Source organism: Pseudomonas palleroniana (assembly GCF_022836895.1).
In the GTDB taxonomy this organism is placed as follows: domain Bacteria; phylum Pseudomonadota; class Gammaproteobacteria; order Pseudomonadales; family Pseudomonadaceae; genus Aquipseudomonas; species Aquipseudomonas palleroniana.
In genome coordinates this window covers 4,164,815-4,188,281 of the sequence record NZ_CP092411.1, presented here as the reverse complement: position 1 = coordinate 4,188,281, position 23,467 = coordinate 4,164,815, and the positions used below count along the sequence as shown (strand labels likewise).

General features: G+C 62.0%; 22 protein-coding genes. 15 read left to right on the top strand and 7 right to left on the bottom strand.

The window, feature by feature from the left end:
- Position 1 precedes the first annotated feature (1 nt).
- Positions 2 to 628, top strand: coding sequence for a glutathione transferase (gene yfcF, locus MJP36_RS18990; RefSeq protein ID WP_244383744.1), 627 nt, complete (start codon positions 2 to 4; stop codon positions 626 to 628).
- Here the strand turns inward: yfcF and MJP36_RS18985 are convergent.
- Positions 603 to 878, bottom strand: coding sequence for a hypothetical protein (locus MJP36_RS18985; protein WP_244383743.1), 276 nt, complete (start codon positions 876 to 878; stop codon positions 603 to 605). The two genes, yfcF and MJP36_RS18985, sit on opposite strands and share 26 nt — an antisense overlap.
- Before the next feature lie 144 nt (positions 879 to 1,022).
- On the opposite strand from MJP36_RS18985, the gene MJP36_RS18980 reads away from it, so the two are divergent.
- On the top strand, positions 1,023 to 1,667 hold the full coding sequence (locus tag MJP36_RS18980) for an ATPase (RefSeq protein WP_244383742.1): 645 nt from the start codon (positions 1,023 to 1,025) through the stop codon (positions 1,665 to 1,667).
- Positions 1,668 to 1,701: 34 nt separating this feature from the next.
- Positions 1,702 to 2,043 carry a hypothetical protein gene (locus tag MJP36_RS18975; protein ID WP_090371598.1) on the top strand — a complete coding sequence of 114 codons (342 nt, stop codon included), beginning with the start codon at positions 1,702 to 1,704 and terminating at the stop codon, positions 2,041 to 2,043.
- A gap of 156 nt (positions 2,044 to 2,199) precedes the next feature.
- Here MJP36_RS18975 and MJP36_RS18970 read toward each other — a convergent pair whose 3' ends face one another.
- Positions 2,200 to 2,946 (bottom strand): creatininase family protein, encoded by a 747-nt coding sequence (locus tag MJP36_RS18970; RefSeq protein WP_244383741.1) that lies wholly within the window; start codon positions 2,944 to 2,946, stop codon positions 2,200 to 2,202.
- A gap of 30 nt (positions 2,947 to 2,976) precedes the next feature.
- Positions 2,977 to 3,690, bottom strand: a complete 714-nt coding sequence (locus MJP36_RS18965) for a murein L,D-transpeptidase catalytic domain family protein (RefSeq protein ID WP_090371594.1) — start codon at positions 3,688 to 3,690, stop codon at positions 2,977 to 2,979.
- 39 nt (positions 3,691 to 3,729) lie between these two features.
- Here MJP36_RS18965 and MJP36_RS18960 point away from each other — a divergent pair, with 39 nt between their 5' ends.
- Positions 3,730 to 5,316 (top strand): L,D-transpeptidase family protein, encoded by a 1,587-nt coding sequence (locus tag MJP36_RS18960; RefSeq protein ID WP_244383740.1) that lies wholly within the window; start codon positions 3,730 to 3,732, stop codon positions 5,314 to 5,316.
- 26 nt (positions 5,317 to 5,342) lie between these two features.
- On the opposite strand, the gene MJP36_RS18955 is transcribed toward MJP36_RS18960, so the two are convergent.
- Both MJP36_RS18955 and MJP36_RS18950 read right to left on the bottom strand, forming a co-directional pair.
- Positions 5,343 to 6,734 (bottom strand): sensor histidine kinase, encoded by a 1,392-nt coding sequence (locus MJP36_RS18955; protein ID WP_060757183.1) that lies wholly within the window; start codon positions 6,732 to 6,734, stop codon positions 5,343 to 5,345.
- Positions 6,712 to 7,395 (bottom strand): response regulator transcription factor, encoded by a 684-nt coding sequence (locus MJP36_RS18950; RefSeq protein ID WP_060757182.1) that lies wholly within the window; start codon positions 7,393 to 7,395, stop codon positions 6,712 to 6,714. Before MJP36_RS18950 ends, MJP36_RS18955 begins: the two co-directional genes overlap by 23 nt.
- A 289-nt stretch (positions 7,396 to 7,684) precedes the next feature.
- Between MJP36_RS18950 and MJP36_RS18945 the strand changes: the two genes are divergently transcribed.
- Complete coding sequence (locus MJP36_RS18945) at positions 7,685 to 8,590, top strand: hypothetical protein (protein WP_060757181.1); 906 nt, start codon at positions 7,685 to 7,687, stop codon at positions 8,588 to 8,590.
- 157 nt (positions 8,591 to 8,747) lie between these two features.
- Here MJP36_RS18945 and MJP36_RS18940 read toward each other — a convergent pair whose 3' ends face one another.
- Positions 8,748 to 9,974, bottom strand: a complete 1,227-nt coding sequence (locus tag MJP36_RS18940; protein WP_244383739.1) for a multidrug effflux MFS transporter — start codon at positions 9,972 to 9,974, stop codon at positions 8,748 to 8,750.
- 94 nt (positions 9,975 to 10,068) lie between these two features.
- Between MJP36_RS18940 and pdxR the strand changes: the two genes are divergently transcribed.
- On the top strand, positions 10,069 to 11,490 hold the full coding sequence (gene pdxR / locus MJP36_RS18935) for a MocR-like pyridoxine biosynthesis transcription factor PdxR (protein WP_244383738.1): 1,422 nt from the start codon (positions 10,069 to 10,071) through the stop codon (positions 11,488 to 11,490).
- A gap of 15 nt (positions 11,491 to 11,505) precedes the next feature.
- Here the strand turns inward: pdxR and MJP36_RS18930 are convergent, their stop codons facing one another.
- A complete protein-coding gene (locus MJP36_RS18930) occupies positions 11,506 to 12,414 on the bottom strand; it encodes a MurR/RpiR family transcriptional regulator (RefSeq protein WP_060757178.1) in 909 nt (302 codons plus the stop codon).
- A 284-nt stretch (positions 12,415 to 12,698) separates the two neighbouring features.
- Between MJP36_RS18930 and MJP36_RS18925 the strand changes: the two genes are divergently transcribed.
- The 9 genes from MJP36_RS18925 (at position 12,699) to MJP36_RS18885 (ending at position 23,463) form a co-directional block, all read left to right on the top strand.
- A complete protein-coding gene (locus tag MJP36_RS18925) occupies positions 12,699 to 14,636 on the top strand; it encodes a bifunctional 5-dehydro-2-deoxygluconokinase/5-dehydro-2-deoxyphosphogluconate aldolase (protein WP_244383737.1) in 1,938 nt (645 codons plus the stop codon).
- Positions 14,637 to 14,740: 104 nt separating this feature from the next.
- Positions 14,741 to 15,628, top strand: coding sequence for a myo-inosose-2 dehydratase (iolE, locus tag MJP36_RS18920; RefSeq protein WP_161549463.1), 888 nt, complete (start codon positions 14,741 to 14,743; stop codon positions 15,626 to 15,628).
- A gap of 3 nt (positions 15,629 to 15,631) precedes the next feature.
- Positions 15,632 to 16,420 (top strand): 5-deoxy-glucuronate isomerase, encoded by a 789-nt coding sequence (gene iolB, locus MJP36_RS18915; protein WP_244383736.1) that lies wholly within the window; start codon positions 15,632 to 15,634, stop codon positions 16,418 to 16,420.
- Between the two features lie 10 nt (positions 16,421 to 16,430).
- The gene (gene iolD, locus MJP36_RS18910) at positions 16,431 to 18,362 is read left to right on the top strand and encodes a 3D-(3,5/4)-trihydroxycyclohexane-1,2-dione acylhydrolase (decyclizing) (protein WP_244383735.1); all 1,932 of its coding nucleotides are present in this window, start codon (positions 16,431 to 16,433) and stop codon (positions 18,360 to 18,362) included.
- Between the two features lie 19 nt (positions 18,363 to 18,381).
- Positions 18,382 to 19,392, top strand: coding sequence for a bifunctional inositol 2-dehydrogenase/D-chiro-inositol 1-dehydrogenase (gene iolG, locus MJP36_RS18905; protein ID WP_244383734.1), 1,011 nt, complete (start codon positions 18,382 to 18,384; stop codon positions 19,390 to 19,392).
- 134 nt (positions 19,393 to 19,526) lie between these two features.
- On the top strand, positions 19,527 to 20,555 hold the full coding sequence (locus MJP36_RS18900; protein WP_244383733.1) for a Gfo/Idh/MocA family protein: 1,029 nt from the start codon (positions 19,527 to 19,529) through the stop codon (positions 20,553 to 20,555).
- 128 nt (positions 20,556 to 20,683) lie between these two features.
- Positions 20,684 to 20,860 carry a hypothetical protein gene (locus MJP36_RS18895; protein WP_162843538.1) on the top strand — a complete coding sequence of 59 codons (177 nt, stop codon included), beginning with the start codon at positions 20,684 to 20,686 and terminating at the stop codon, positions 20,858 to 20,860.
- Positions 20,861 to 20,908: 48 nt separating this feature from the next.
- Positions 20,909 to 21,844, top strand: a complete 936-nt coding sequence (locus tag MJP36_RS18890) for a sugar ABC transporter substrate-binding protein (protein ID WP_244383732.1) — start codon at positions 20,909 to 20,911, stop codon at positions 21,842 to 21,844.
- Between the two features lie 65 nt (positions 21,845 to 21,909).
- Positions 21,910 to 23,463, top strand: coding sequence for a sugar ABC transporter ATP-binding protein (locus MJP36_RS18885; protein ID WP_060757170.1), 1,554 nt, complete (start codon positions 21,910 to 21,912; stop codon positions 23,461 to 23,463).
- Positions 23,464 to 23,467: the final 4 nt, after the last annotated feature.

The window sequence follows — 23,467 nt, the reverse complement described above, 5'->3', positions numbered from 1 at the left end:
CATGCAGCCGTTACGCCTCTACGTTGACGCTCAATTCACCAGCCCCTATGCGATGTCGGTATTCGTCAGCCTGCACGAGAAGGGGTTGGCGTTCGACACCCGTACCCTGGACCTGGACGCCGCACAACAACAGGCGAAGGACTACACCGAACTGTCGGTGACGCAGCGCGTGCCGACGTTGCAGGATGGTGACTTTGCCCTGTCGGAGTCCTCGGCGATCACTGAATACCTCGAACAGGTCTACCCCGAGACGCCGGTGTACCCGGCTGACCCCAGGCAGCGGGCGAGGGCGCGGCAAGTCCAGGCGTGGTTGCGCAGCGACTTGCTGCCGATCCGCCAGGAACGTTCGACGCTGGTGGTATTTTATGGCGCGAAAATGCCGTCCCTGTCGCCCGTGGCGCAAACCGCTGCGCAGAAGTTGATCAGCGCGGCGCAGGCGTTGTTGGCGGGCAACCCGGCGTACTTGTTCGGCGAGTGGTCGATTGCCGATGTGGACCTGGCGGTGATGCTCAATCGGCTGATCCTCAACGGTGACGAGGTGCCGACCGAGCTGGTGGCGTATGCCGAGCGCCAATGGCAGCGCCCGTCGGTGCAGGCCTGGGTCAACCTGCAACGCCCGGCGCTGTAAGCGGCGACAGCCATTCGTGGGTGACACGCCGGTCGAGGTCTTCCCAATCAGCCATGCCCAGCACGCGGGTGGTGTTCAAGCCACGCAGGTAACCGCGCAGTTGCTGGGCGCTGGCGTAGCGCTCGTCGGCGTCGGCCGTTTCGTCCTGCAGCACGGCTTCATAATCGACCAGGTAATCGGCGACCCGCTCGCGAAACTCCGGCAGTACGGCTTCGCGAATGCGGTCGAAGGTTTTCTGGTGCGGCTTCATGGCGTGGTCCTTATAAGTTTTATTGAAAGCGGGCGGTGTAACACTATCGGTTCAAATGATAGTCACCATCAAGGATCGCAAGTTCTGTTTTTGCTGGAAAAGGGGAGAATTGCACCATCGAGACGCTGCTCAAGGAAATGCGCGATGAGGACGATAATCCAACTGGGTTTGATGATGTTGATGCTGGGGTCGGTGGTCATGACCACCCCGGTTATTGCCGATGAACTGCGTACGGGCCATTTGCTGCCACTCGTGGGTAGCGTAGACTCCCTGGCGCACGCGCAGTCGGTGGGGGTGTTGTACAGCGAAAACACCCGCGACAACCTCCGCTACCTTGAGCGCTACCACGCCATGGCCATGAACGGCGCCAAGGATGCCCTTGACGGACGTATCCGCGAGGCATTCGTCAACAGCTCCGATCCGGAGTTGGCCATTGATTGGCTATTGGGTTCGCTGCAGGGCACTTTTTTGTCCGTCACGGTCTATAGCAGCCTGGATGAGCTGGTGCAGGCGCACCCGGACGTAGTGGTGATGCTCGATACCCATAACCAACTGCTGACCCCGCGCAACGACTGGGTGGAAGCAAGCTTTACCGCACGGTTCTATGACGCGGACTTGCAATACATCGCCAAGGCCGAAGGTTCGGTGCACAAGCAGGTGTCATCGGTGTGGGTGCATGACAAGGCGGCGCCCGAGATCGCCGCGCAGATCGAGCAGCAGCGCGATGTGCAGCAAGATGCCTTGAGGCAGTTTGATGTGTCGCTCAAGGCGTTGGTCCGAGCGGGTTGATGTGAACTTTTTTCAGTTATTTTCAGGAATTTCTATGCGCTCTTTTTTCGCCCCGGCCCTGGCCTTTGCTTCTTTGGGACTGACCGGTTGTGTTTCCGCACCCAATGCTCCGACCTTGACCCTGCAAACCAGCAAGACGCCTGAAGGCTATGTGCAGTGCGTATTGCCCACGCTTGAAAAGCACGGCATCACCTCCACCGTGACGCAGAACTCGCGCCACGCCAAGGTGCTGCTGACCAGCAAGTTCGCTGCTGATGATGTGCTGGAAGCCTACAAGTCCCAGGACGGCACCAAAGTGTTCCTGTATGAGCGCAAGCCGCTGGCATCGGCGATCACGCCCTCCCGGCTGGAACAGGCAGCCAAAGACTGCCAGTAACCTGTAGTGAGCGGGCTTGCCCCGCGTTGGGTGGCGAAGCCGCCCTAAACCCTGCCGCTGCGGTGTTTCAGAAAGACCGAGGCGCCTGGTTTTGGGGCTGCTACGCAACCCCGCGCGGGGCAAGCCCGCTCACTACAAGGGTCGCAGGGGGAGGGCTCAGGGTTTCGCTTCGCTGCTGAAACTGTCGACCGCCCTGACCAGGCCCTTGGCCGCCAACGCCACCAACTCACCGCCTTTTTCCACGGTCGCCAGGGCCGGGTCCGAGCCCATGCGTCCGTCGGGGAAGCGTGCGCGGAAGTCCAGCGCCTCGCGGATCGGACCGGTGTTGGCAATCTGCGGCGAATAATCGGCTGACTTGATCGACTCCGGATACGCCCACTGCGTGACCGCGATCTCCGACGGCGTGGCATGGCTGCCATGGCCCACCGGGAATTGGCGGTGCGCCAGCTCGCCGACGCCTTCAAGGTCCCACCAGTTCACCAGCTTCAGCGCAAACCCGGCTTCGCGATGGGCGTAGCTGGCCTCGGCATACAGTTCGGAAAACGCGGCCTCGATGGTGGCGATATTGCCGCCATGGCCGTTCAGAAACAGGATCTTCTCGAAACCGTGCCCGGCCAGTGAGCGCACCCAATCGCCAATCGCGGCGATAAAGGTGGAAGGGCGCAGCGAGATGGTGCCGGGAAAGCCCAGGTGATGCTGGGCCATGCCGATATTGAAGGTGGGGCCGATCAGGATGTCGGCGTTCTTCTGTGCCTCATGGGCGATGATCTCCGGGCACATCCAGTCGGTGCCCAAGAGGCCGGTCGGGCCATGTTGTTCATTGGAACCAATGGGGATCACGACCGTGCGGCTGCGCTCCAGAAACTGCCCGATTTCGATCCAGGTGGACTTGTGTAGAAGCATGCGAAGCTCTCTTTTATCGGTGGGGACAGGCTATCCACCACGGATTGTACGACTACTGGCCACCTGTTGGGGTTTGCAATTGAGGTAGGTCGAGGACTTCAGCCAATGCCGGTCCGGGTACCAGGAAAACATGAATTGCCCATCCTTGAGCTTGTCCACCACCTGACGCGCCACTTGCGGGCGTACGGCCGGGCAACCCTGGCTGCGACCGATGCGGCCTTCGCGTTTGCTCCAGGCCGGGTTGACGTAGTCGGCGGCGTGAATCACCAGCGCACGGTCGCGGGCCTGGTCATTGAAACCGGGCTCCAGGCCGTCCATGCGCAATGAATAACCGTGGGTGCCCAGGTAACTTTCCTGGGTGCGAAACAGCCCCAGGCTGGACTGGTGGCTGCCCTCGCGGTTGGAAAACTGCGTGGCGAAGTTTTCCCCGGATTTTGCGCCATGGGCCACCAGGTCACGCAGCACCAGGGTTTTCTTGCGCAAATCGAAGATCCACAGGCGACGAGCGGTCGAGGGTTGCGAGTAGTCGATAACCGCCAGGCGATCGGAGCGTTCTTCACCATTATTGACCGCACACTGCACGGCGTTCAGGGCGCTTTTCAATACGGTGGGATTGAGTTCTGGAGCCGAGCGCGCCAGGCTGTTATACAGGGAGGGAGGATTGCCATTGGCGGCGATCGCAGCCTGGCTCAATACAGCCAGGCTCATGGCAGCCAGGCCGAGGCGACGGATAAAAGTCAGCATCTACAGTACATCCCCCCACTGTGGATTGGAGCAAAGTCATTGTTCAAAAAACACGCATGTTACTTGAGCATTTGCTTGCTCGTTGCACCACTGGTCGCGACAGCCGAACTGTTGCCGACAGACGCAGTCTCCGTTGCACCATCCAGCCCGATCCAGCTGGCCCTGGCGCAATTGCCCAGCGTATGTCCCGACCTGGCGCCACGCATCGACGCTGCCGCCCTGCTGCGGTTGCAGGCGTTCTACCAGCAGCAGGGCGACGCTCCGTTGTGGGCAAGCGGTGAACGCCGTTCAGCGTTGCAGGCCCAACTGCAGTTGCTGGCCGACGATGGCCTGGACCCCACCCACTATAGCCTGCCTGCCGTAGACGCCACGGCCAATGTGCTGTGCAGCGATATCGACAGCAGCCGCCAGTACCTGCAAGCCCTGCAGGACCTGCATTACGGTCGCCTGCAGCAATCGCGGTTCGAGCCGCTATGGCATGCGCTGCCGCCAACCCGTGACCCGGACACCGTGGTGCTGGCGTTTGCCGCCACGGGGTTGCAAGACATGGCACAAGCGTTCGATCAGGCCCGCCCCAGCGCCGACTTGTATCGCAGCCTGCGCAATGCTTACGCGACCGTGCGCCTGCAACCCTTGCCGCATTGGGACCCGGTCGCCAACGGCCCCTTGCTGCGCCCCGGCATGGAAGATCCGCGTGTGCCGGAACTGGCGCGCCGCTTGTTCAGCGGCGGCTACCTGGCCAAGGCGAGCCCCGGAAACGGCAAGCAGTACCGGGACGAGTTGGTCAAGGCGGTGAAGGCGTTCCAGGCCAGCCACTCATTGCAAGCGGATGGCGTGATCGGCGCGGGGACCGTCGCCGAACTCAATATCAGCCCGGCCATGCGTCGCGAACAACTGCGCATCAACCTCGAGCGTTTCCGCTGGCTGGCCCAGGACCTGGAACCCGAAGGGGTGGTGGTGAACGTCGCGGCGGCGCAACTGAGCGTCTACCAAAGCGGTATCCCGGTGTGGCAGACGCGCCTGCAGGTGGGCCGCGCCGAACGCCAGACGCCGCTGCTCAAGTCGCGCATTACGCGGTTGACCCTCAACCCCACCTGGACCATCCCGCCGACCATCATGCGCGAGGACAAACTCCCGGCCATTCGTTTGAACCCCGAATATTTGCGCCAGCAAAACTTGCAGGTGCTCGATGCCCAAGGTCATCCGTTGACGGCAGACCAGGTGGACTGGTCGCGCCCGGGCAACATTCTTCTGCGCCAGGACGCCGGCCCGCGTAACCCGTTGGGCCGGATCGTGATGCGCTTTCCCAACCCGTATTCGGTGTACCTGCACGACACGCCCAGCCAGCCGTTGTTTACCAAAGGGCCGCGAGCGTTCAGTTCAGGCTGTGTGCGGGTGGAGCAACCGTTGCTGTTGCGCGACCTGCTGGTGAGCCCGGCCGAACGGACGCGCACCGACGAATTGCTGGCCACCGGCGTGACCCATGAGTTCAGGCTGGCCACACCGGTGCCGGTGCTGCTGGGGTATTGGACGGTTGAGGTGGATCGTCAGGGTGGCTTGGTGTACGCGCCCGATATCTATGGGCGCGACCCGGTGTTGATCAAGGCGATGGGGGCTGTGCTCTAGGGGCTACCCAGCCCCGTTGGGCGGCGTTACTCGGGGATCAATTGCTGGCGGCATTCCAGCACCAGCCGGGCGCCGCCCAGTTCACTGGTGCCGACCTCCAGCTTGAAGCCATGCAGGTTGATGATCGCCGCGACGATCGAGAGACCCAAGCCGAAGCCGCCTTGCTGATCGCTTTCATCCACCCGATAGAAGCGTTGGAACACCGATTTGCGTTCGGCCACCGGAATGCCGGGGCCCGAGTCGAGTACTTCGATCCGCGTGCTGCCCATATCCGTGGCGGCGCGCAGGATGACTTTACCCCCGGAGGGGGTGAACTTGATCGAGTTGCTCAACAGGTTGCTCAAGGCTTCGAACAGCAACGCGCGGTCGCCGGTGATCCACGGCAGGGATTCGGGGATCTGCAGCACCAATTCCACTTCGCCTTCTTCCGCCAGGGGCAGGTAGAAATCATGCAGTTCGCGCAGCAGCGGCAACGGGTCCATCACCAGAAAACCCGAGCGCCGCTGGTGGTCTTCCAGCTCGGAGATGCGCAGCAGCCCGCGAAAGCGCGCCATCAGGGTGTCGGTCTCGGCGATGGCGTCATCCAGTTTCACCGCGTGGGCGGAGTCTTCTTCGGCTTGTTGCTTGATGCGGTAGAGCTGGGCGCGCAAGCGTGTCAGCGGGGTGCGCAGGTCATGGGCAATGTTGTCGCAGACGCCCTTGACCTCATTCATCAGTTTTTCGATGCGGTCGAGCATGGCGTTGACGATGGCCGCCAGCATATCCAGTTCGTCACGCCGATTGGACAGCGGCAGGCGGTGCGTCAGGTCGCCGGCGACGATGGCCTCGGCGCTGGCCTGAATCCCACGAATGCGTCGTAGCGGCTGGCGCCGCAATAGATGCCAACCGGCCGCGCCGGGGATGATCGTCAGGGACAGGGCCCACAACAGGGCATGCCAGATGATCCGGGTGACACCGAACAATGAACCGTTGGCGCGCACCAGTACCAGCCAGCGGCCGTCTTCGGTGTGGGTGGCGACGGCGTCGCAGCTGTCCTTGGGCAGCTTGGGGTCGTTGGAGTCGACGCAATTGGCCAGGGCGTGGATCTTGCCGTCCAGGGGCAGGTCGGGCGGCACCGCACGGATCGGCCCGCTCAATGGGCGGAACTGTTCATCGAACAGGCCGTAGGCGTCCACGCCCTTCATGTCGAAGGTCATGCTGGTGGTCAGTGCCTCGACCAGTTCCTCGCCGTCAAAACGCTGGAACAGGTGCTGACGCTGCATCAGGGAGTGACGCGACAAGTCGCCCAGGTAGCCCGAGACCTCGTAGTACAGCACCCCCATGAGGATGCAGCTCCACGCCACGAACAACGAACTGTACAGCGCCAGCAAGCGGCTGCTGGAGGAGCGCCAGCCCTTAGAGGGGTTCAGCAATGACATACCCGGAACCTCGTACCGTGCGGATCAACGGCGTGAGGCCCGGTGGATCGATTTTTTTGCGCAGGCGACCGATGTGCACGTCGATCAGGTTGGTGCCGGGATCGAAGTGGTAACCCCAGACTTCCTCGAAGATCATCATCCGCGACAGGATCTGCCCGGTGTTGCGCATCAGGAACTCCAGCAGTTTGTATTCGGTGGGCAACAGGCTCAGCGGCTGTTCGGCACGGCTGGCTTCGCGGGTGATCAGGTTCAGTTCCAGGTCGGCCACGCGCAGGGCGGTTTCGAGTTCCTTGACCGTGCTTTTGCGCCGCAGCAGTACTTCGACCCGGGCGGCCATTTCATCGGAAGCGAACGGTTTGGTCAGGTAATCATCGCCACCGGCGCGCAGGCCGCGCACACGCTCGTCGACGTCGGAGAGGGCGCTGATCATCAGGATCGGCGTCGACACCCCGATGGTCCGCAGCGTGGTGACGATGGCCAGGCCATCGAGTTCCGGCAGCATGCGGTCGAGGGTGATCAGGTCGTAATCTCCGCTTACGGCACGGACCAGGCCTTCACGGCCGTTGTCCACCCAGTCGACATCCAGTCCATGGCTACTCAGCTCGGCGACGATCTCGCGGGCCGTTACGGCGTCATCCTCGATGGTCAAAATGCGTGTCATAGGATTACCTGGTGAGCGTTCACACTAGAAGTGGGGGCATTTTGCCAAGAAATGATAGCGGGCTTACTAAAAAAATATTCATGTTAGGCAAATCGAGCATTCGCTGGGTGGAAGTGCATAACGCCCACCTCTCACGGCTCATTCTTGCAAGTTGCATGATTTCGAGAAGTTCAAGTTATTTAACTGTTTGAAATATATAGAATTTATTTTTGTCGGCGACTGGCATGGTGCCTGCACTGTCCTTTTTGGGACTTGTAACACTATTTTTCATGCCTGGAGCTAAACAACAATGATCACATCCTCATCCACGCTGCAAGAATCAAGCACGCTCTCCGGGGTTTCCTGGGGGGCTATCTTTGCCGGGGCCGCAGCTGCCGCTGCACTTTCCCTGATTCTGGTACTGCTGGGCTTCGGCCTGGGGTTCTCGGCGGTTTCGCCGTGGGCTGACAGCGGGATCAGTGCCAAGGGGCTTGGCATTTCTACCATCGTCTGGCTGGCCTTCACCCAGATCGTCGCGTCCGGGCTCGGTGGTTACATCGCCGGTCGGTTGCGGGTGAAGTGGGCCAATATGCACACGGATGAGGTGTACTTTCGAGACACCGCCCATGGTTTCCTGGCCTGGGCCGTCGCGACGCTGATCACCGCAGTGCTGGTGGTCGGCTCGGTCAGCAGCGTCGTCAGCGGCGGTGTAAAAGCCGGTGCGGCGGTTGCCTCGGGTGCCGCCAGCGGCCTGACACAAGCAGCCGGCGGTGCCGCCAAAGGCGCCAACAGTGGCGACTTCGATTATTACGTCGACAGCCTGTTCCGCGATGACCGCCCAGCCGCCGTCAGCGATGATGCCGCCCATGGCGTGGTTGCACGTATCTTCACCCGCACCCTGAGCAACGACGGCCAGCTCGCTCCTGAAGACCGGACCTACCTGGCCCAGTTGATCAGCCAGCGCACCAACCTCAGCCAGGCTGACGCCGAAGCGCGTATCGACAAGGTCTACGGCGATGCCCGCAAAGCCATCGAAGACGCCAAGCTCAAAGCCAAGCAAGCCGCCGACACCGCTGCGAAAGTCGCTGCCTACACGTCGCTGTGGACCTTCATCACGCTGTTGATCGGTGCATTCTTCGCCAGCTTCGCCGCCACGTTCGGCGGTCGCCGTCGGGATGCCGTGGTGTATGTCGAAACCGAAACCTACGTTCGTTAATTCAAGGAGAACACTCTCATGCGCTCATTACTCTTGTGGTTTCTCGGCGTGCCTATCCCGGTCATCATTCTGATCGCGATCTTCATGCACTAACCTGAGCCTGGCTCGGTCCCTTGTGGGGGCGGGCTTGCTCGCGAAGGCGGTCTTTCAGCGATTATCAGCTGACTGACACACCGCTTTCGCGAGCAAGTCCGCTCCCACATTTTGTTTTGCGCAGCGTCAGCCAACCGCTGAGCAGCAACACACTCGCCGCTGACGTCATGATCACCAGCGGGGTTGAAGTGCCATCCGACAGCAACCCGGTGAGCCAGCTGCCCACGGCCGTCAGGAACATCTGGATAAAGAAGAACAGCCCCGAAGCCGTCCCGGCCACTGCGCCGTAGGGCTGCAACACCGACAGCTGGCAAGCTGGAATCGCCATGCCCACCGACACCATGATCACCACCATCGGCAGCACAATCGCCAACCATTCTCCCGGCAAAACAGAAGTCGCGGTGGCAAGTGTCGCACTCCCGACGATGTTCAAGCCGATTGCGGCGCTGATCAAACGGTCGGGTTCGAAACGTTGTACCAGCCGCCGAAACAGGTTCGCGCCGAGCATGTAGCCGCTGATCGTGGCGGCAAACACCAGCGCGTAAGCCGTGGCAGACAAGTGAAAGCCGCGTTGGAGCAAGGCCGACGACTCACTGATGAACGGAAAGTAGGTGCTGTAGACGCAGCCGATGGCGAGCGAATAGCGCAGGAAATAGCGGTCACGCAGCAGTTGGCCGTAGAGCTGCAACAGATTGCGCGGCGGCGCGGCAGCCACCTCTGTCGGACGGGTTTCCGGCAAGCGCTGATACACCACCACAGACAGCGCGGCCCCGATCAGCCCAAGCAGCACGAACAGCCCGCGCCAGTCGATCAACGGCAGCAGCAGGCTACCCAGCACGGGGGCGGCCATCGGCGACACGGCCATGGCCATGGAGATCAAGCCCAGCAGACGTGCCTGCTCCTGGCGGTCGAAGTAGTCGCGCACGATCACCCGGCCGATCACCGTGGTGCAGCATCCGCCCAGGGCCTGGAACAAGCGGGCGATGATCAGCACGCCGAGGTTGTCGGACCCGGCGCAGGCGGCGGTGGCCGCCACATACAGGAACAGGCCGCTCAGCAGCACCGGTCGACGACCGAAGCGGTCGGTCAGCGGGCCGCTGACCAGCAGGGAAATCGCCGAACCCAGGGTGTACAGCGTGAGGGTCAATTGCAATTGGGCGTCGCGGGCGTGGAAATAGTCGGCCATGGCGGGCAGGGCCGGCAGGTGCAGGTCCAGGGTGATACGCGGCAAGGCGATCAGGAGGGTCAGCAGCACCAGCCAGAATCCCGTGGAGAGGGCGCGTTGTGTCATGGAAAGCCTCGATACCGTTCGTGGAGCCTCGAACTCTACTGGCTTTGTGGTTTAATCCTTTGAGCCACTTATGCCTGGAGTGAATGGACCACTTATGAGTCGAGGAAAAGCCGCATCCGCCTTGGACCTGCCGCGTCCCGCCGCCTTGGACGCGGGCAAGCAGCAGGGCGCTTACGATGCGTTGCGTACCGCCATCCTGAACCGGCAGCTGCCGGCGGGCAGTCGCTTGCCGTCTACGCGCAGTCTGGCTGAGCGCTGGTTGGTATCGCGCGGCACCCTCGAGGCGGCCTATGAGCGCTTGCAGGGCGAAGGCTATGTGCAGCGGGTGGCCGGCTCGGGCACGCGGGTATGTGCGGTGATCCCCGAACAGTTCATTGCGGCTGCGGCGCCCAGCGCAAGCGTGCGCCGTGCGGCGTTGCCTGATCAGCCTGACGCGGTGGTGCAGAGCCACGTGCCTTTCGTGGCACGGCGCCCGGATGCCGGCCTGTTCGACTTGAAAACCTGGGCGCGTTGCCTCTCCCGTGGCTTGCTCCGCGTGGGCCCTGGTGTGCTGGAAGCCGCCCACCTGGCCGGGCTGCCGGCCTTGCGAGAACAGATCGCCGATTACCTGCGCAGCTATCGCGGCCTGCAATGCGAGGCCGATGAAGTGATCGTCACCACCGGCATTCGCCACGCCCTCGACCTGATCGCCCGCACGCTGCTCAAGCCCGGTGACACGGCCTGCGTTGAAGACCCCGGTTACACACCCGCACGTCGCCTGTTCGGCTTGGCGGGTGCACAGGTCAAGGCCGTGCCGGTGACGGCCGAGGGCCTGGATTGCGCGCAACTGCCTTCCACCGCACGCCTGGCCTATGTGACCCCGGCGCACCAGGCGCCGCTGGGCATGACCCTCTCGGTGTCGCGGCGCCTGGCGTTGCTGGACTGGGCCGCCCGCGCCGACGCCTGGGTGATCGAAGACGACTACGACAGCGAGTACAACTACAACAGCGCCCCCCTGGCGGCGCTCAAATCCCTGGATTGCGGCGACCGGGTGCTCTACTGCGGCAGCTTCAACAAGAACCTGTTTCCCGGTTTGCGCGTGGGGTTCATGGTGGTGCCCAAGGCGTTGCGCCCAGCGCTATTGCGCACCCTGCAACTGACCGGGCATTCGGTGGGCGCCACGGATCAGCTGGGGTTGGTGGAGTTGCTTGGCAGCGGTGCCTTTGTGCGGCATCTGCGCGCTTCGCGCCAGGCTTATCAGGCACGGCGCGACGCATTGCTCGCGTGCCTGCCGGATGGTTGCTCAGTGAGCGGCCAGCAGGCCGGGCTGCACTTTGTCTTGTGGTTGCCGCCGCGTGTGGAGGAGCAGGACTTCTGTGAGCGGGCCGCTGCCGTCGGGTTGGCGCTGCAGCCCTTGGGCAAGTTCTGCGTAGAGGCCAGCCTGCCGCCGGCGGTGATCATCGGCTACACCGCGCTGACCCTGGCGCAGATCCGTTTTCACGGGCGGGTGCTGACAAAGTTGCTGATCGCAATGTGAGTCGGTGTCTGTCGCTCAGTCTTCGAACCCGACCTGTTCATGAATCTCGTCCACCTTCAATTCCAGGCGATACGCCACTGCAATGAACAGCGCCTGGCACAGGCACAAGGTGGCGCTCAACGAGCGGAAGGCGAACGAGGAACCTTCGTTCACCAACAGCACCGTGTTCGCCCGCTTGGCCAGGGGCGAGAGGTTGCTGTCAGTGATGATCAGGGTCTTGGCCTGCTGGTGCTGGGCGATGCGCAGGCAGTGCTGGGTCTCTTTGCCGTAGGGCGTGAAGCTGATGGCGATCACCAGGTCGTTGGCCCGTACGCTGCGCATCTGCTCGCGGTAGCTGCCGCCCAAGCCTGAGATCAGGTGAATGCGCTTGTTGGTGTGCTGCAGGTTGTAGACCAGGTAATCGGCGACGGCGAAGGAACGGCGCACGCCGACCACATAGATATTGTCGGCATTGACCACTAGGTCCACGGCTTTTTCGAACGCCGCGTCATCGAGTTCCAGCCCCAGGCGCTCTATGCCGGACAGCGTGGCGTTGACGCATTCACGTGCCAAGTCGCCGCCGCTGGCTTTCTGCGACTTGTTGGCGATCATGCTGCGGATGCGCTGCTGGTAGTTCTGTACCGGCGTGGTCTTGTGGGTATACGCCTCGCGAAACAGCGCCTGCATCTCACTGAACCCACTGAAGCCGAACCGTTGCGAAAAACGCACGATGGCGGAGGGGTGCACTTCGCATTCGCGGGCGATATCGCTGATGCGGTCGACCATGATCCGGTCGCGCTGCTGGCTCATGTAGCTGGCAATGCGCTTGAGCTGACGCGGCAGGCTTTCGTATTCGTCGGTGATCAGTTGCAACAGGCGCTCGGCATTGATCGGAGGGCTGGCGAGCGTGGCTTCCAGGGTAGTCTCGGGATCGGTGCGGGACATGGGCAATCCTTCTGGCGTTTTCGTCTGTTGCGCGGGTGGGTGGCGCAAGTCTACAGGGTAGGCGCAAAAAAATACCCCGGCATCACGGCCCGCGCGGCGTGCTGAAACGATGCACGGCGAATGGCGAGCCATTATGTCAGTGTATTGGAAAAAATATTCCACAAAAAATAAATATGGAATAAATATTGATTGCGCTCCCCGGACGTTCTAGTCTGCTCCCACCAAGAGCGTTTGCTGTCGCCACGGCAGTACAACGCAGGCTGATAAAAATAACAGGAGCCAGCATGGGCCAGACTCGTTTTGCCAGTGGGCGTCAATTGGATCTGATTTGCCTCGGGCGCCTGGGCGTCGACCTCTACGCACAGCAAGTGGGCGCGCGGCTTGAGGACGTGTCCAGCTTCGCCAAGTACCTCGGCGGGTCCTCCGCCAATATCGCTTTCGGCACCGCACGCCTGGGGCTCAAGTCGGCGATGCTGAGCCGGGTAGGGGACGACCATATGGGGCGTTTCCTGGTGGAATCCCTGGCCCGTGAAGGCTGCGATGTCAGCGGCATCAAAGTCGATCCTGAACGCCTCACCGCCCTGGTGCTGCTTGGCCTCAAGGACCGGGAAACCTTCCCCCTGGTGTTCTACCGCGAAAACTGCGCAGACATGGCCCTGCGCGCCGAAGACATCAGCGAAGCCTTTATTGCCTCCAGCAAAGCCCTGCTGATCACCGGTACGCATTTCTCCACCGATGGTGTGTACAAGGCCAGCATCCAGGCGCTGGACTATGCCGCCAGGCACAACGTCAAGCGCGTGCTGGACATTGACTACCGCCCGGTGCTGTGGGGCCTGGCCGGCAAGGCGGACGGTGAAACCCGTTTTGTCGCCGACCAGAATGTCAGCCAGCACGTGCAGAAAATCCTGCCGCGTTTTGACCTGATCGTGGGCACCGAAGAAGAGTTCCTGATCGCCGGTGGCAATGAGGACTTGCTGAGCGCGCTGCGCAACGTGCGCGAACTGACCCCGGCCACCCTGGTGGTCAAGCTCGGCCCGCAGGGCTGCACGGTGATCCACGGCGCCATCCCGGCGCGACTGGAAGACGGGGCGATCTACCCCGGTGTGCGCGTGGAAGTGCTCAATGTGCTGGGCGCCGGCGATGCGTTTATGTCGGGCTTCCTCAGCGGTTGGCTGAACGATGCGGGCGATGAGCGTTGCAGCCAGTTGGCCAATGCTTGCGGCGGCCTGGTGGTGTCGCGCCATGCCTGTGCCCCTGCGATGCCCACGCCTGCCGAACTGGATTACCTGTTCAACAGCCCGGTGCCCATCACGCGGCCGGATCAGGACGTTACCCTGCAACGCCTGCATCGCGTCACGGTGCCGCGCAAGGTCTGGAAGCCGTTGTTCGTGTTTGCGTTCGACCATCGCTGGCAATTGGTCGACCTGGCGCAAAAGGGCGGGCAGGATCCGGCGCGCATCAGCGATATCAAGCAACTGTTTATCCAGGCCATCGAACGGGTGGAGAAAAAACTTGGCGAGCAGGGCGTCGAGGCCGATGTGGGCCTGCTGGCCGACCAGCGTTTTGGCCAGGATGCGCTCAACGCCGCCAGCGGTCGCGGCTGGTGGATCGCGCGCCCAGTGGAAGTACAGAACTCGCGACCCCTGGCGTTCGAGCATGGGCGTTCGGTCGGCAGCAACTTGATCGCCTGGCCTCAGGAGCAAATCATCAAGTGCCTGGTGCAATTTCATCCGGACGACGAGCCGCTGCTGCGCCTGGAGCAGGAAGCGCAACTCAAGGCGCTGTACGAGGCCTCGCTGGTCAGCGGCCATGAACTGCTGCTGGAGGTCATCCCGCCCAAGGATCATCCATCCCCTTACCCGGAGGTGCTGTATCGCAGCCTCAAGCGCCTGTACAACCTGGGCATCTACCCGGCGTGGTGGAAGATCGAGGCGCAGTCGGCCGAGGACTGGAAAAAGCTCGATGAACTGATTCAAGAGCGCGACCCTTACTGCCGTGGCGTGGTGCTGCTGGGCCTGAACGCGTCGGCGCAATGCCTGGCCGATGGCTTCCAGCAGGCCAGCCACAGCACCACCTGCCGTGGTTTCGCCGTGGGCCGTACGATCTTCCAGGAGCCGAGCCAGGCGTGGATGGCGGGGGAGATTGATGACGAGACCCTGATCCAGCGTGTGCAGGCGACGTTCGAGCAGCTGATCAACGCCTGGCGCAGTTCCCGAACCTGATCACAATTCCAAATATGCAATGCAATCAAATGTGGGAGGGGGCTTGCTCCCTCCCACATAAAAGCAGATCTCAGCGATACCTGAAAAATAAAAAAGGTGCAGCCATGCCCGCAATCCGAATTGGCATCAACCCGATCTCCTGGAGCAATGACGACCTGCCGGCCCTGGGCGGTGAGACTCCCTTGAGCACCGCCCTCAGCGAAGGCAAGGACATCGGCTACGAAGGTTTTGAACTCAACGGCAAATTTCCCAAGGACGCCAAGGGCGTCGGCGATGTGTTGCGTCCCTATGACCTGGCGTTGGTCTCCGGCTGGTACTCCAGCCGTCTGGCGCGGCGTTCGGTGGCCGAAGAAATCGAAGCTATCGCCGGCCATGTCGAGCTGCTCAAACAGAACGGCGCCAAGGTGCTGGTGTATGGCGAAGTCGCCGACTCCATCCAGGGTTCGCGTGTGCGCCTGATCGAGCGCCCGCGCTTGCACAGTGAGCAAGCCTGGCAGGCATACGCCGACAAACTCACTGAACTGGCGCGTTTCACCCTGTCCCAGGGGGTGAGGCTGGCCTACCACCACCATATGGGCGCCTACGTCGAGTCTCCCGAAGACATCGACCAGCTGATGCGCCGCACAGGCCCTGAAGTCGGCCTGCTGTTCGACTCCGGCCATTGCTACATGGGCGGTGGCGAACCCATCGAGGTGCTGCGCAAACACATCGACCGCATCTGCCACGTGCATTTCAAGGACGTACGCAAAGCGGTGGTGCAACTGGCCCGCAACCAGATGTGGAGCTTCCCCGATTGCATCGTCAACGGCACCTTCACGGTGCCGGGTGACGGCGATATCGATTTTGCCGAATTGCTCGATGTGCTGCTGGCCGCGAACTACCAGGGCTGGCTGGTGGTGGAGGCCGAGCAGGACCCGGCCGTGGCGCCCAGCTATATCTACGCCAAAAAGGGTTATGACACCTTGCGTGCACTTCTCGACGAGAGGGTTTGAGTGATGAGCTTGCTGGTCAAAAGCAGCAAACGCGGACAAACCATGGTGGCCCTGGAAGCCGGGCGCCTGGAGTACGTGGGTTTTTCCGCTTACCGCCTGAGCCTGGGCGAAACCCTGCCCGTCAGCGCCGGGGATAACGAGCTGTGCCTGGTGCTGCTCAGTGGCCGGGTCGATATCCAGGGCGAGGGCTTCAACTGGCAGAACCTCGGTGATCGCCAGTCGGTGTTCGAGGAGAAGTCTCCGTTCGCCGCCTACCTGCCGCCCGGCACCGAGGCCCAGGTGACGGCGTTGAGCGATGCGCAGATCGCTGTCTGCGCCGCGCCCGGTGCTCCGGGTTTCGAACCGCGCCTGATCCGCCCCGAACAGTGCAGGCGCAGCGTGCGCGGCAAGGGCGCCAACACCCGCTATGTCTGCGACATCCTGCCCGACAGCGAGCCGGCGCATTCTCTGCTGGTGGTGGAAGTGCGCACGCCGTCCGGGCATTCGTCGAGCTACCCGCCGCACAAGCATGACACCGACGACCTGCCGCGCCAGAGCTTTCTCGAAGAAACCTACTACCACCAGATCAACCCGCCCCAGGGCTTCGTGTTCCAGCGCGTCTACACCGATGACCGCAGTATCGACCAGGCCATGGCCGTGGAAAACAGTGACCTGGTGGTGGTGCCCAAGGGCTATCACCCGGTCAGCGTACCGTATGGCTATGAGTCCTATTACCTGAACGTGATGGCCGGCCCCAAGCGTGCCTGGCATTTCCATAACGACCCGCAGCACAGCTGGCTGCTGGACCTTTAAGGGGCGCTTCATGACCACAACCCGACTGACCATGGCCCAGGCCCTGGTGAAGTTCCTGGATAACCAATACATCGAAGTCGATGGCGTGCAGAGCAAGTTTGTCGCCGGGGTGTTCACGATTTTCGGCCACGGCAATGTGCTCGGCCTGGGCCAGGCCCTGGAGCAGGACAGCGGCGACCTGGTGGTGCATCAGGGGCGCAACGAGCAAGGCATGGCCCACGCGGCCATCGGTTTCGCCAAGCAGCACCTGCGTCGCAAGATCTACGCATGCACGGCGTCCGTGGGCCCGGGTGCGGCGAATATGCTGACCGCCGCGGCGACGGCCACCGCCAACCGCATCCCGTTGTTGCTGTTGCCCGGCGATGTGTATGCCAGTCGCCAGCCCGACCCGGTGTTGCAACAGATCGAGCAGTTCCATGACTTGAGCATCAGCACCAACGACGCCTTCCGTTCCGTGAGCAAGTACTGGGACCGTATCAACCGCCCCGAGCAATTGATGACGGCGGCCATTCACGCCATGCGCGTGCTCACCGACCCGGCTGAAACCGGCGCGGTCACCCTGGCATTGCCCCAGGACGTGCAGGGCGAAGCCTGGGACTATCCCGATTATTTCCTGCAAAAGCGCGTGCATCGCCTCGAGCGTCGCCCGGCCACCACGGCGATGATCGAGGATGCCGTGGCGGCGTTCCGGGGCAAGCGCAAGCCGTTGATCATCTGCGGTGGCGGGGTGCGTTACTCCGGCGCGAATGCTGCGCTGCAAGCCTTTGCCGAACGTTTTGATATTCCCTTCGCCGAAACCCAGGCCGGCAAGAGCGCCGTGATCTCCAGCCATCCGCTGAACGTCGGTGGCCTGGGGGAAACCGGTTGCCTGGCGGCCAACCTGCTGGCGCCGCAAGCGGACCTGATCATTGGCGTCGGCACCCGTTATACCGACTTCACCACCTCGTCAAAGTCGCTGTTCAAACATGCCGAGGTGACGTTCCTCAACCTCAATATCAACCCCTGCGACGCGTTGAAACTCGATGGCGTGCAAGTGCTGGCGGATGCGCAAGTTGCCCTTGACGCGCTGGTCGATGCGCTGGGGCATTATCGCGCCGGTTGGGGCGAGCAGATCCAAGAGGCCAAGGCACTGTTCGACGCCGAGGTAGACCGTGTGCACCAGGTGGAATATCAGGGCGACGACTTCGTGCCTGAGGTCGATGACCGCCTGGACCGTGCGGTGCTGCGTGAATTTATCGAGCTGACCGGCTCCTGCCTGACCCAGAGCCGCGTGCTCGGCGTGCTGAACCGGACCCTGGCCGACGACGCGATCATCGTCGCCGCCGCCGGCAGCCTGCCCGGCGACTTGCAGCGTGCCTGGCGCAGCAAGGGCGTCAACACTTACCACGTCGAGTACGGCTATTCGTGCATGGGCTACGAGATCAATGCGGCCCTGGGCGCGAAGCTGGCCGAGCCGGGCCGGGAAGTCTATGCACTGGTGGGCGATGGCTCCTACCTGATGCTGCATTCGGAGCTCGCCACCTCGATTCAGGAGCGGCGCAAAATCAACGTGGTGCTGTTCGACAACATGGCCTTCGGCTGCATCAACAACCTGCAGCTCGGCAATGGCATGGACAGCTTCGGCACGGAATTTCGCTTTCGCAACCCCGAGAGCGGCAAGCTCGATGGTGGGTTGGTGCCGGTGGACTTCGCCATGAGTGCGGCGGCGTACGGTTGCAAGACTTACAAGGTGAGCACGCTGGAGCAACTGGAAGCGGCCTTGGCCGATGCGCGTACGCAGACCGTCTCGACGCTGATCGACATCAAGGTACTGCCCAAGACCATGGTGCATGGCTACCTGTCGTGGTGGCGGGTGGGCGTGGCGCAGGTCTCCACCAGTGAGCGCACGAATGCGGCGGCGAAAAAACTCAATGAACAGCTGGCCAAGGCCCGGCAGTACTAATAACAAGAGGAATGAATCTATGTCGTTGAAGCTTGGAGTGATCGGTACGGGTGCCATCGGCCGGGACCATATCCGGCGTTGCAGCCAGACCCTGCTCAACAGCCAGGTGGTGGCAGTCACCGATATCAACCTTGCGCAAGCCGCCCAGGTGGTGGCGGACTTGAAGCTGGACGCCGAGGTGTACCCGGACGGCCATGCGCTGATCGCCTCACCGCAGGTCGAGGCGGTGCTGGTGACGTCCTGGGGGCCGAGCCACGAAGAGTTCGTGCTGGCGGCCATCGCCGCCGGCAAGCCGGTGTTCTGCGAGAAACCCCTGGCAGTGACGGCCGCGGGCTGCCGCAGGATCGTCGACGCCGAAGTGGCATACGGCAAGCGCCTGGTGCAGGTCGGTTTCATGCGCCCGTATGACGAAGGCTATCGCGCCCTCAAGGCCGTGATCGACAGCGGCCGGATCGGCGAGCCCCTGATGTTGCACTGCGCGCACCGCAACCCGAAGGTCGGCGAGAACTACAAGACCGACATGGCGATCACCGACACGTTGATCCACGAGCTGGATGTACTGCGCTGGTTGCTCAACGACGATTACGTCTCGGTGCAAGTGGTGTTCCCACGCAAGTCGAGCAGGGCGTTGGCCCACCTGCGCGACCCGCAGATCGTGCTGCTGGAAACCGCCAAGGGCACCCGTATCGATGTGGAAGTGTTCGTGAACTGCCAATACGGCTATGACATCCAGTGCGAAGTGGTGGGGGAGACCGGCATCGCCAAACTGCCGGAGCCGTCCCAGGTGCAATTACGCAGTGAGGCGAAACTGTCGAATGCGATTCTGATGGATTGGAAAGACCGTTTTATCGCGGCCTACGACGTGGAGCTGCAAGCCTTCATCGATGGCGTGCGCGCCGGCCAGGTGGGCGGGCCTTCCGCGTGGGATGGGTTTGCGGCGGCGGTGGCGGCGGACGCCTGTATCGAGGCGCAGGGCAGTGAGCAGATTGTGAAAGTCAGTCTCCCTGAGCGCCCGCACTTCTACGGCTGAGCGAACCTGTGGGAGGGGGCTTGCTCCCGATAGGCCGCGCAGCGGCCTCAAAAATGAGCCTGCTACGCAGTCCATCGGGAGCAAGCCCCCTCCCACATATGGATTGGGTTTGCCGTTCAAGAAGGAGTTGAAGCATGCGAATTGGACTAGTCGGCTACGGCCACGGCGGGCGATTTTTTCATGCGCCGCTGATTGCCACACTACCGGGGGCCACCTTTGTCGGGGTGGTGACACGCTCAGCGGAACGTCGGCAGCAATTGAGCAGCGACCATCCCGGGGTGAAGGCGTTTGACAGCATTGGTCAGATCGTCGAGGCGGGTGTCGACGCGCTGGTCATTTCGACCACGCTCAAGGGCCGCCCGGCGCTGGTACTGGAGGCCATCGAACATGGTGTCGCCGTGGTCAGCGACAAACCCTTCGCCGCCAATGCCGAGCAGGCCCAGGCGCTGATTACCGCCGCCGAACGCCAGGGCTCGCTGTTAAGCGTCTATCAGAACCGGCGGTGGGATTCGGACTACCTGACCCTGCGCAAGCTCATCGACGCCGGTGCCCTGGGCGAGATCACCCGATTTGAATCCCGGGTCGAACGCTACAGCCCGCAAGCGGTGGGCAATGCCAGTGGCGGTGGCTGGCTGCGGGACCTGGGCAGCCACTTGGTGGACCAGGCGCTGCAACTGTTCGGCCCGGTGGACCGGGTGTTTGCACAGCTGCAGTTCAGCCGCGACTACCCCAGCCTCGACCACGGGTTTTTTGTCAGCCTGACCCACGCCAATGGCGTGATTTCCCATTTGTGGGGCAGTGCGCTGCAAAACAGCCAGGCGCCGCGCTTTCGGGTGAGTGGCACCGGAGGGTGTTACACCGTGGACGGGCTGGACGGCCAGGAAGAAGCCTTGATGGCCGGCAAGTCACCGAAAACCGAAGGTGAGCACTGGGGCGCTGAAGAGCACCGGCGCTGGGGTTGGTTCGAGCAGGGGCCGGAGCGCGAGCGCGTGCCGTCGGAGAAAGGCTGCTGGACCGAGTTCTATCGTCAGTTGCAGCGCGCCGTGCAAGGCCAGGGCCCGCTGCCGGTGGAGGCCTGTGACGCGCTGGAAACCACCCGTATATTGGACGCCGCACGCCTGAGCGCCGAGCGCCAGCAGGTGGTTTCAACAAAAATGGAATAAAATTCCAAAACATATTGATATAGAAATTATTTTCCAATAAAGTCTTTTCCAGGTTGCAAAAAAGTACGTTCGAACCCGATTCGCACGACTCAACAAAAACAAGATAAAAAACAACCAGGTACCGTCAGATGAAAATCTTCAACGCTGTACTGCGAGTTTTACGCCCCGCCTTTGCGTCACGCGGTCTGCCCCGCCCCCGTCCGTTTTACTTCTCTTTCCTGAATGTGCTGTGCGTCGAAAACCAGGGCGCGCTGGTGTGCTGCATTCCCGGCGCACCGGTGGTCCGACTGCCCGCTGAGCTCTGATCAACGCAACGTCCAGAAAACCAACAAAAATGTGGAGACAGACCGTTCATGAAGACCCCGATCCGTTTTACCGCGCTGGCCCTGTCCATTCTGCTGACCAGCGGCTTTGCTGCGGCCGCCGATCTCAAGATCGGCGTAACCATGTCGCAGTTCGATGACGCCTACCTGACCACTGTGCGCGAGTACATGCTCAAGCAGGCCAGTTCCTATCCCAAGGGCGATGGTGTGCAGCTGCAATTCGAAGACGCGCGCGCCGACGTGGTCAAGCAACTGAGCCAGGTCGAGAACTTCATCAGCCAGAAAGTCGACGCCATTATCGTCAACCCGGTCGACACCGCCTCCACGGCAAGAATCAGCAAGGAGGCAACCGAAGCCGGCATCCCGTTGGTCTACGTCAACCGTCGGCCGGATCAGAAGGATCTGCCCAAAGGGGTCGCGGCCGTGACGTCGAATGATGAAGAGGCCGGCCGCATGCAGATGCAGTACATCGCCGAAAAATTGGGCGGCAAGGGCACGATCGTGATCCTGCTCGGCGATCTGGCGAACAACTCCACCACCAACCGCACCAAGGGCGTCAAGGAAGTTTTGGCCAAGTATCCGGGTATCAAGATCGAGCAGGAACAGACCGGTGCCTGGCTGCGCGACAGGGGCATGACGCTGGTCAGCGACTGGCTGACCCAGGGCCGTGCGTTCAACGCGGTGATTTCCAATAACGATGAAATGGCGATTGGCGCCGCCATGGCCTTGAAATCGGTGGGGACCAAGCCGGGGAGCGTATTGATCGCGGGTGTCGATGGTACGCAGGACGGTTTGAACGCGGTGGCCAAGGGTGACCTGGCCATGTCGGTGTTCCAGGACGCCAAAGGCCAAGGGGACGGCGCGGTAGAAGCGGCACGCAAGATGGCCAAAGGCGAAACGATCGAACAGAACATTGTCATCCCGTTCAAGCCGATCACCGCCGACAACGTCAAAGACTTCAAGTAGCCCTGGTATAACAACAATAAGCCGGCAGGGCGGTCTCGGCCGTCCTGCAGATGGAGTACTTTTCTATGCTCGCTCAAGCGACTGCTTCGCAGCCTCCGGGTATCCAGCCTGTCGAACCGCAAGAACCCTACCTGTTGGAGATCGTCAACGTCAGCAAAGGCTTTCCCGGTGTCGTGGCCCTGGCCGATGTGCAACTGCGTGTGCGCCCAGGTACGGTGCTGGCGCTGATGGGGGAGAACGGTGCGGGTAAGTCGACGCTGATGAAAATCATCGCCGGGATCTATCAGCCGGACGCCGGCCAGATTCGCCTGCGGGGCAAGCCGGTCAAGTTCGAAACGCCCCTGGCGGCGCAGAAGGCCGGGATCGCGATGATCCACCAGGAGCTCAACCTGATGCCGCACATGAGCATCGCCGAGAATATCTGGATCGGGCGCGAGCAGCTCAACAGCCTGCACATGGTCAACCACCGCGAAATGCACCGCTGCACGGCGCAGTTGCTGGCGCGCTTGCGCATCAACCTGGACCCCGAGGAACAGGTGGGCAACCTGAGCATCGCCGAACGGCAGATGGTCGAGATCGCCAAGGCGGTGTCCTACGACTCTGACATCCTGATCATGGACGAACCGACCTCGGCGATTACCGACAAGGAAGTCGCGCACCTGTTTTCGATCATTGCCGACCTCAAGTCCCAGGGTAAAGGCATTGTCTATATCACGCACAAAATGAACGAAGTGTTCGCCATCGCCGATGAAGTGGCGGTGTTCCGTGACGGCCAGTACATCGGTTTGCAACGTGCCGACAGCATGAACAGCGACAGCCTGATCTCGATGATGGTCGGCCGCGAACTGAGCCAGTTGTTCCCGGTGCGCGAGACGCCGATCGGCGAGTTGTTGCTCTCGGTACGCGACCTGAGGCTGGACGGCGTATTCAAGAATGTCTCGTTCGACCTGCACGCCGGTGAAATCCTCGGTATTGCCGGGCTGATGGGCTCGGGACGCACCAACGTCGCAGAGACCCTTTTCGGTATTACCCCAAGCGACGGCGGGCAGATCACCCTTGATGGCAAGGCGGTCCGCATCACGGACCCGCACATGGCAATTGAAAAAGGCTTCGCGCTGCTGACCGAAGACCGCAAGCTCAGCGGTCTGTTTCCGTGCCTGTCGGTGCTGGAAAACATGGAAATGGCGGTGCTGCCGCATTATTCGGGTAATGGCTTTATCCAGCAGAAGGCCCTGCGGGCGCTGTGCGAAGACATGTGCAAGAAGCTGCGGGTGAAAACCCCCTCCCTTGAGCAGTGCATCGACACCTTGTCCGGCGGCAACCAGCAGAAGGCCCTGTTGGCGCGTTGGCTGATGACCCACCCAAGGCTGCTGATTCTCGATGAGCCCACTCGCGGCATCGACGTAGGCGCCAAGGCCGAGATCTATCGCTTGATCGCCTTCCTCGCCAGCGAAGGCATGGCGGTGATCATGATTTCCTCGGAACTGCCCGAAGTGCTGGGCATGAGCGACCGGGTGATGGTGATGCACGAAGGCGAACTGATGGGCACCCTGGACCGTGCGGATGCGACCCAGGAAAAAGTCATGCAGCTGGCTTCCGGTATGACGGCAGTCCACTGACGCA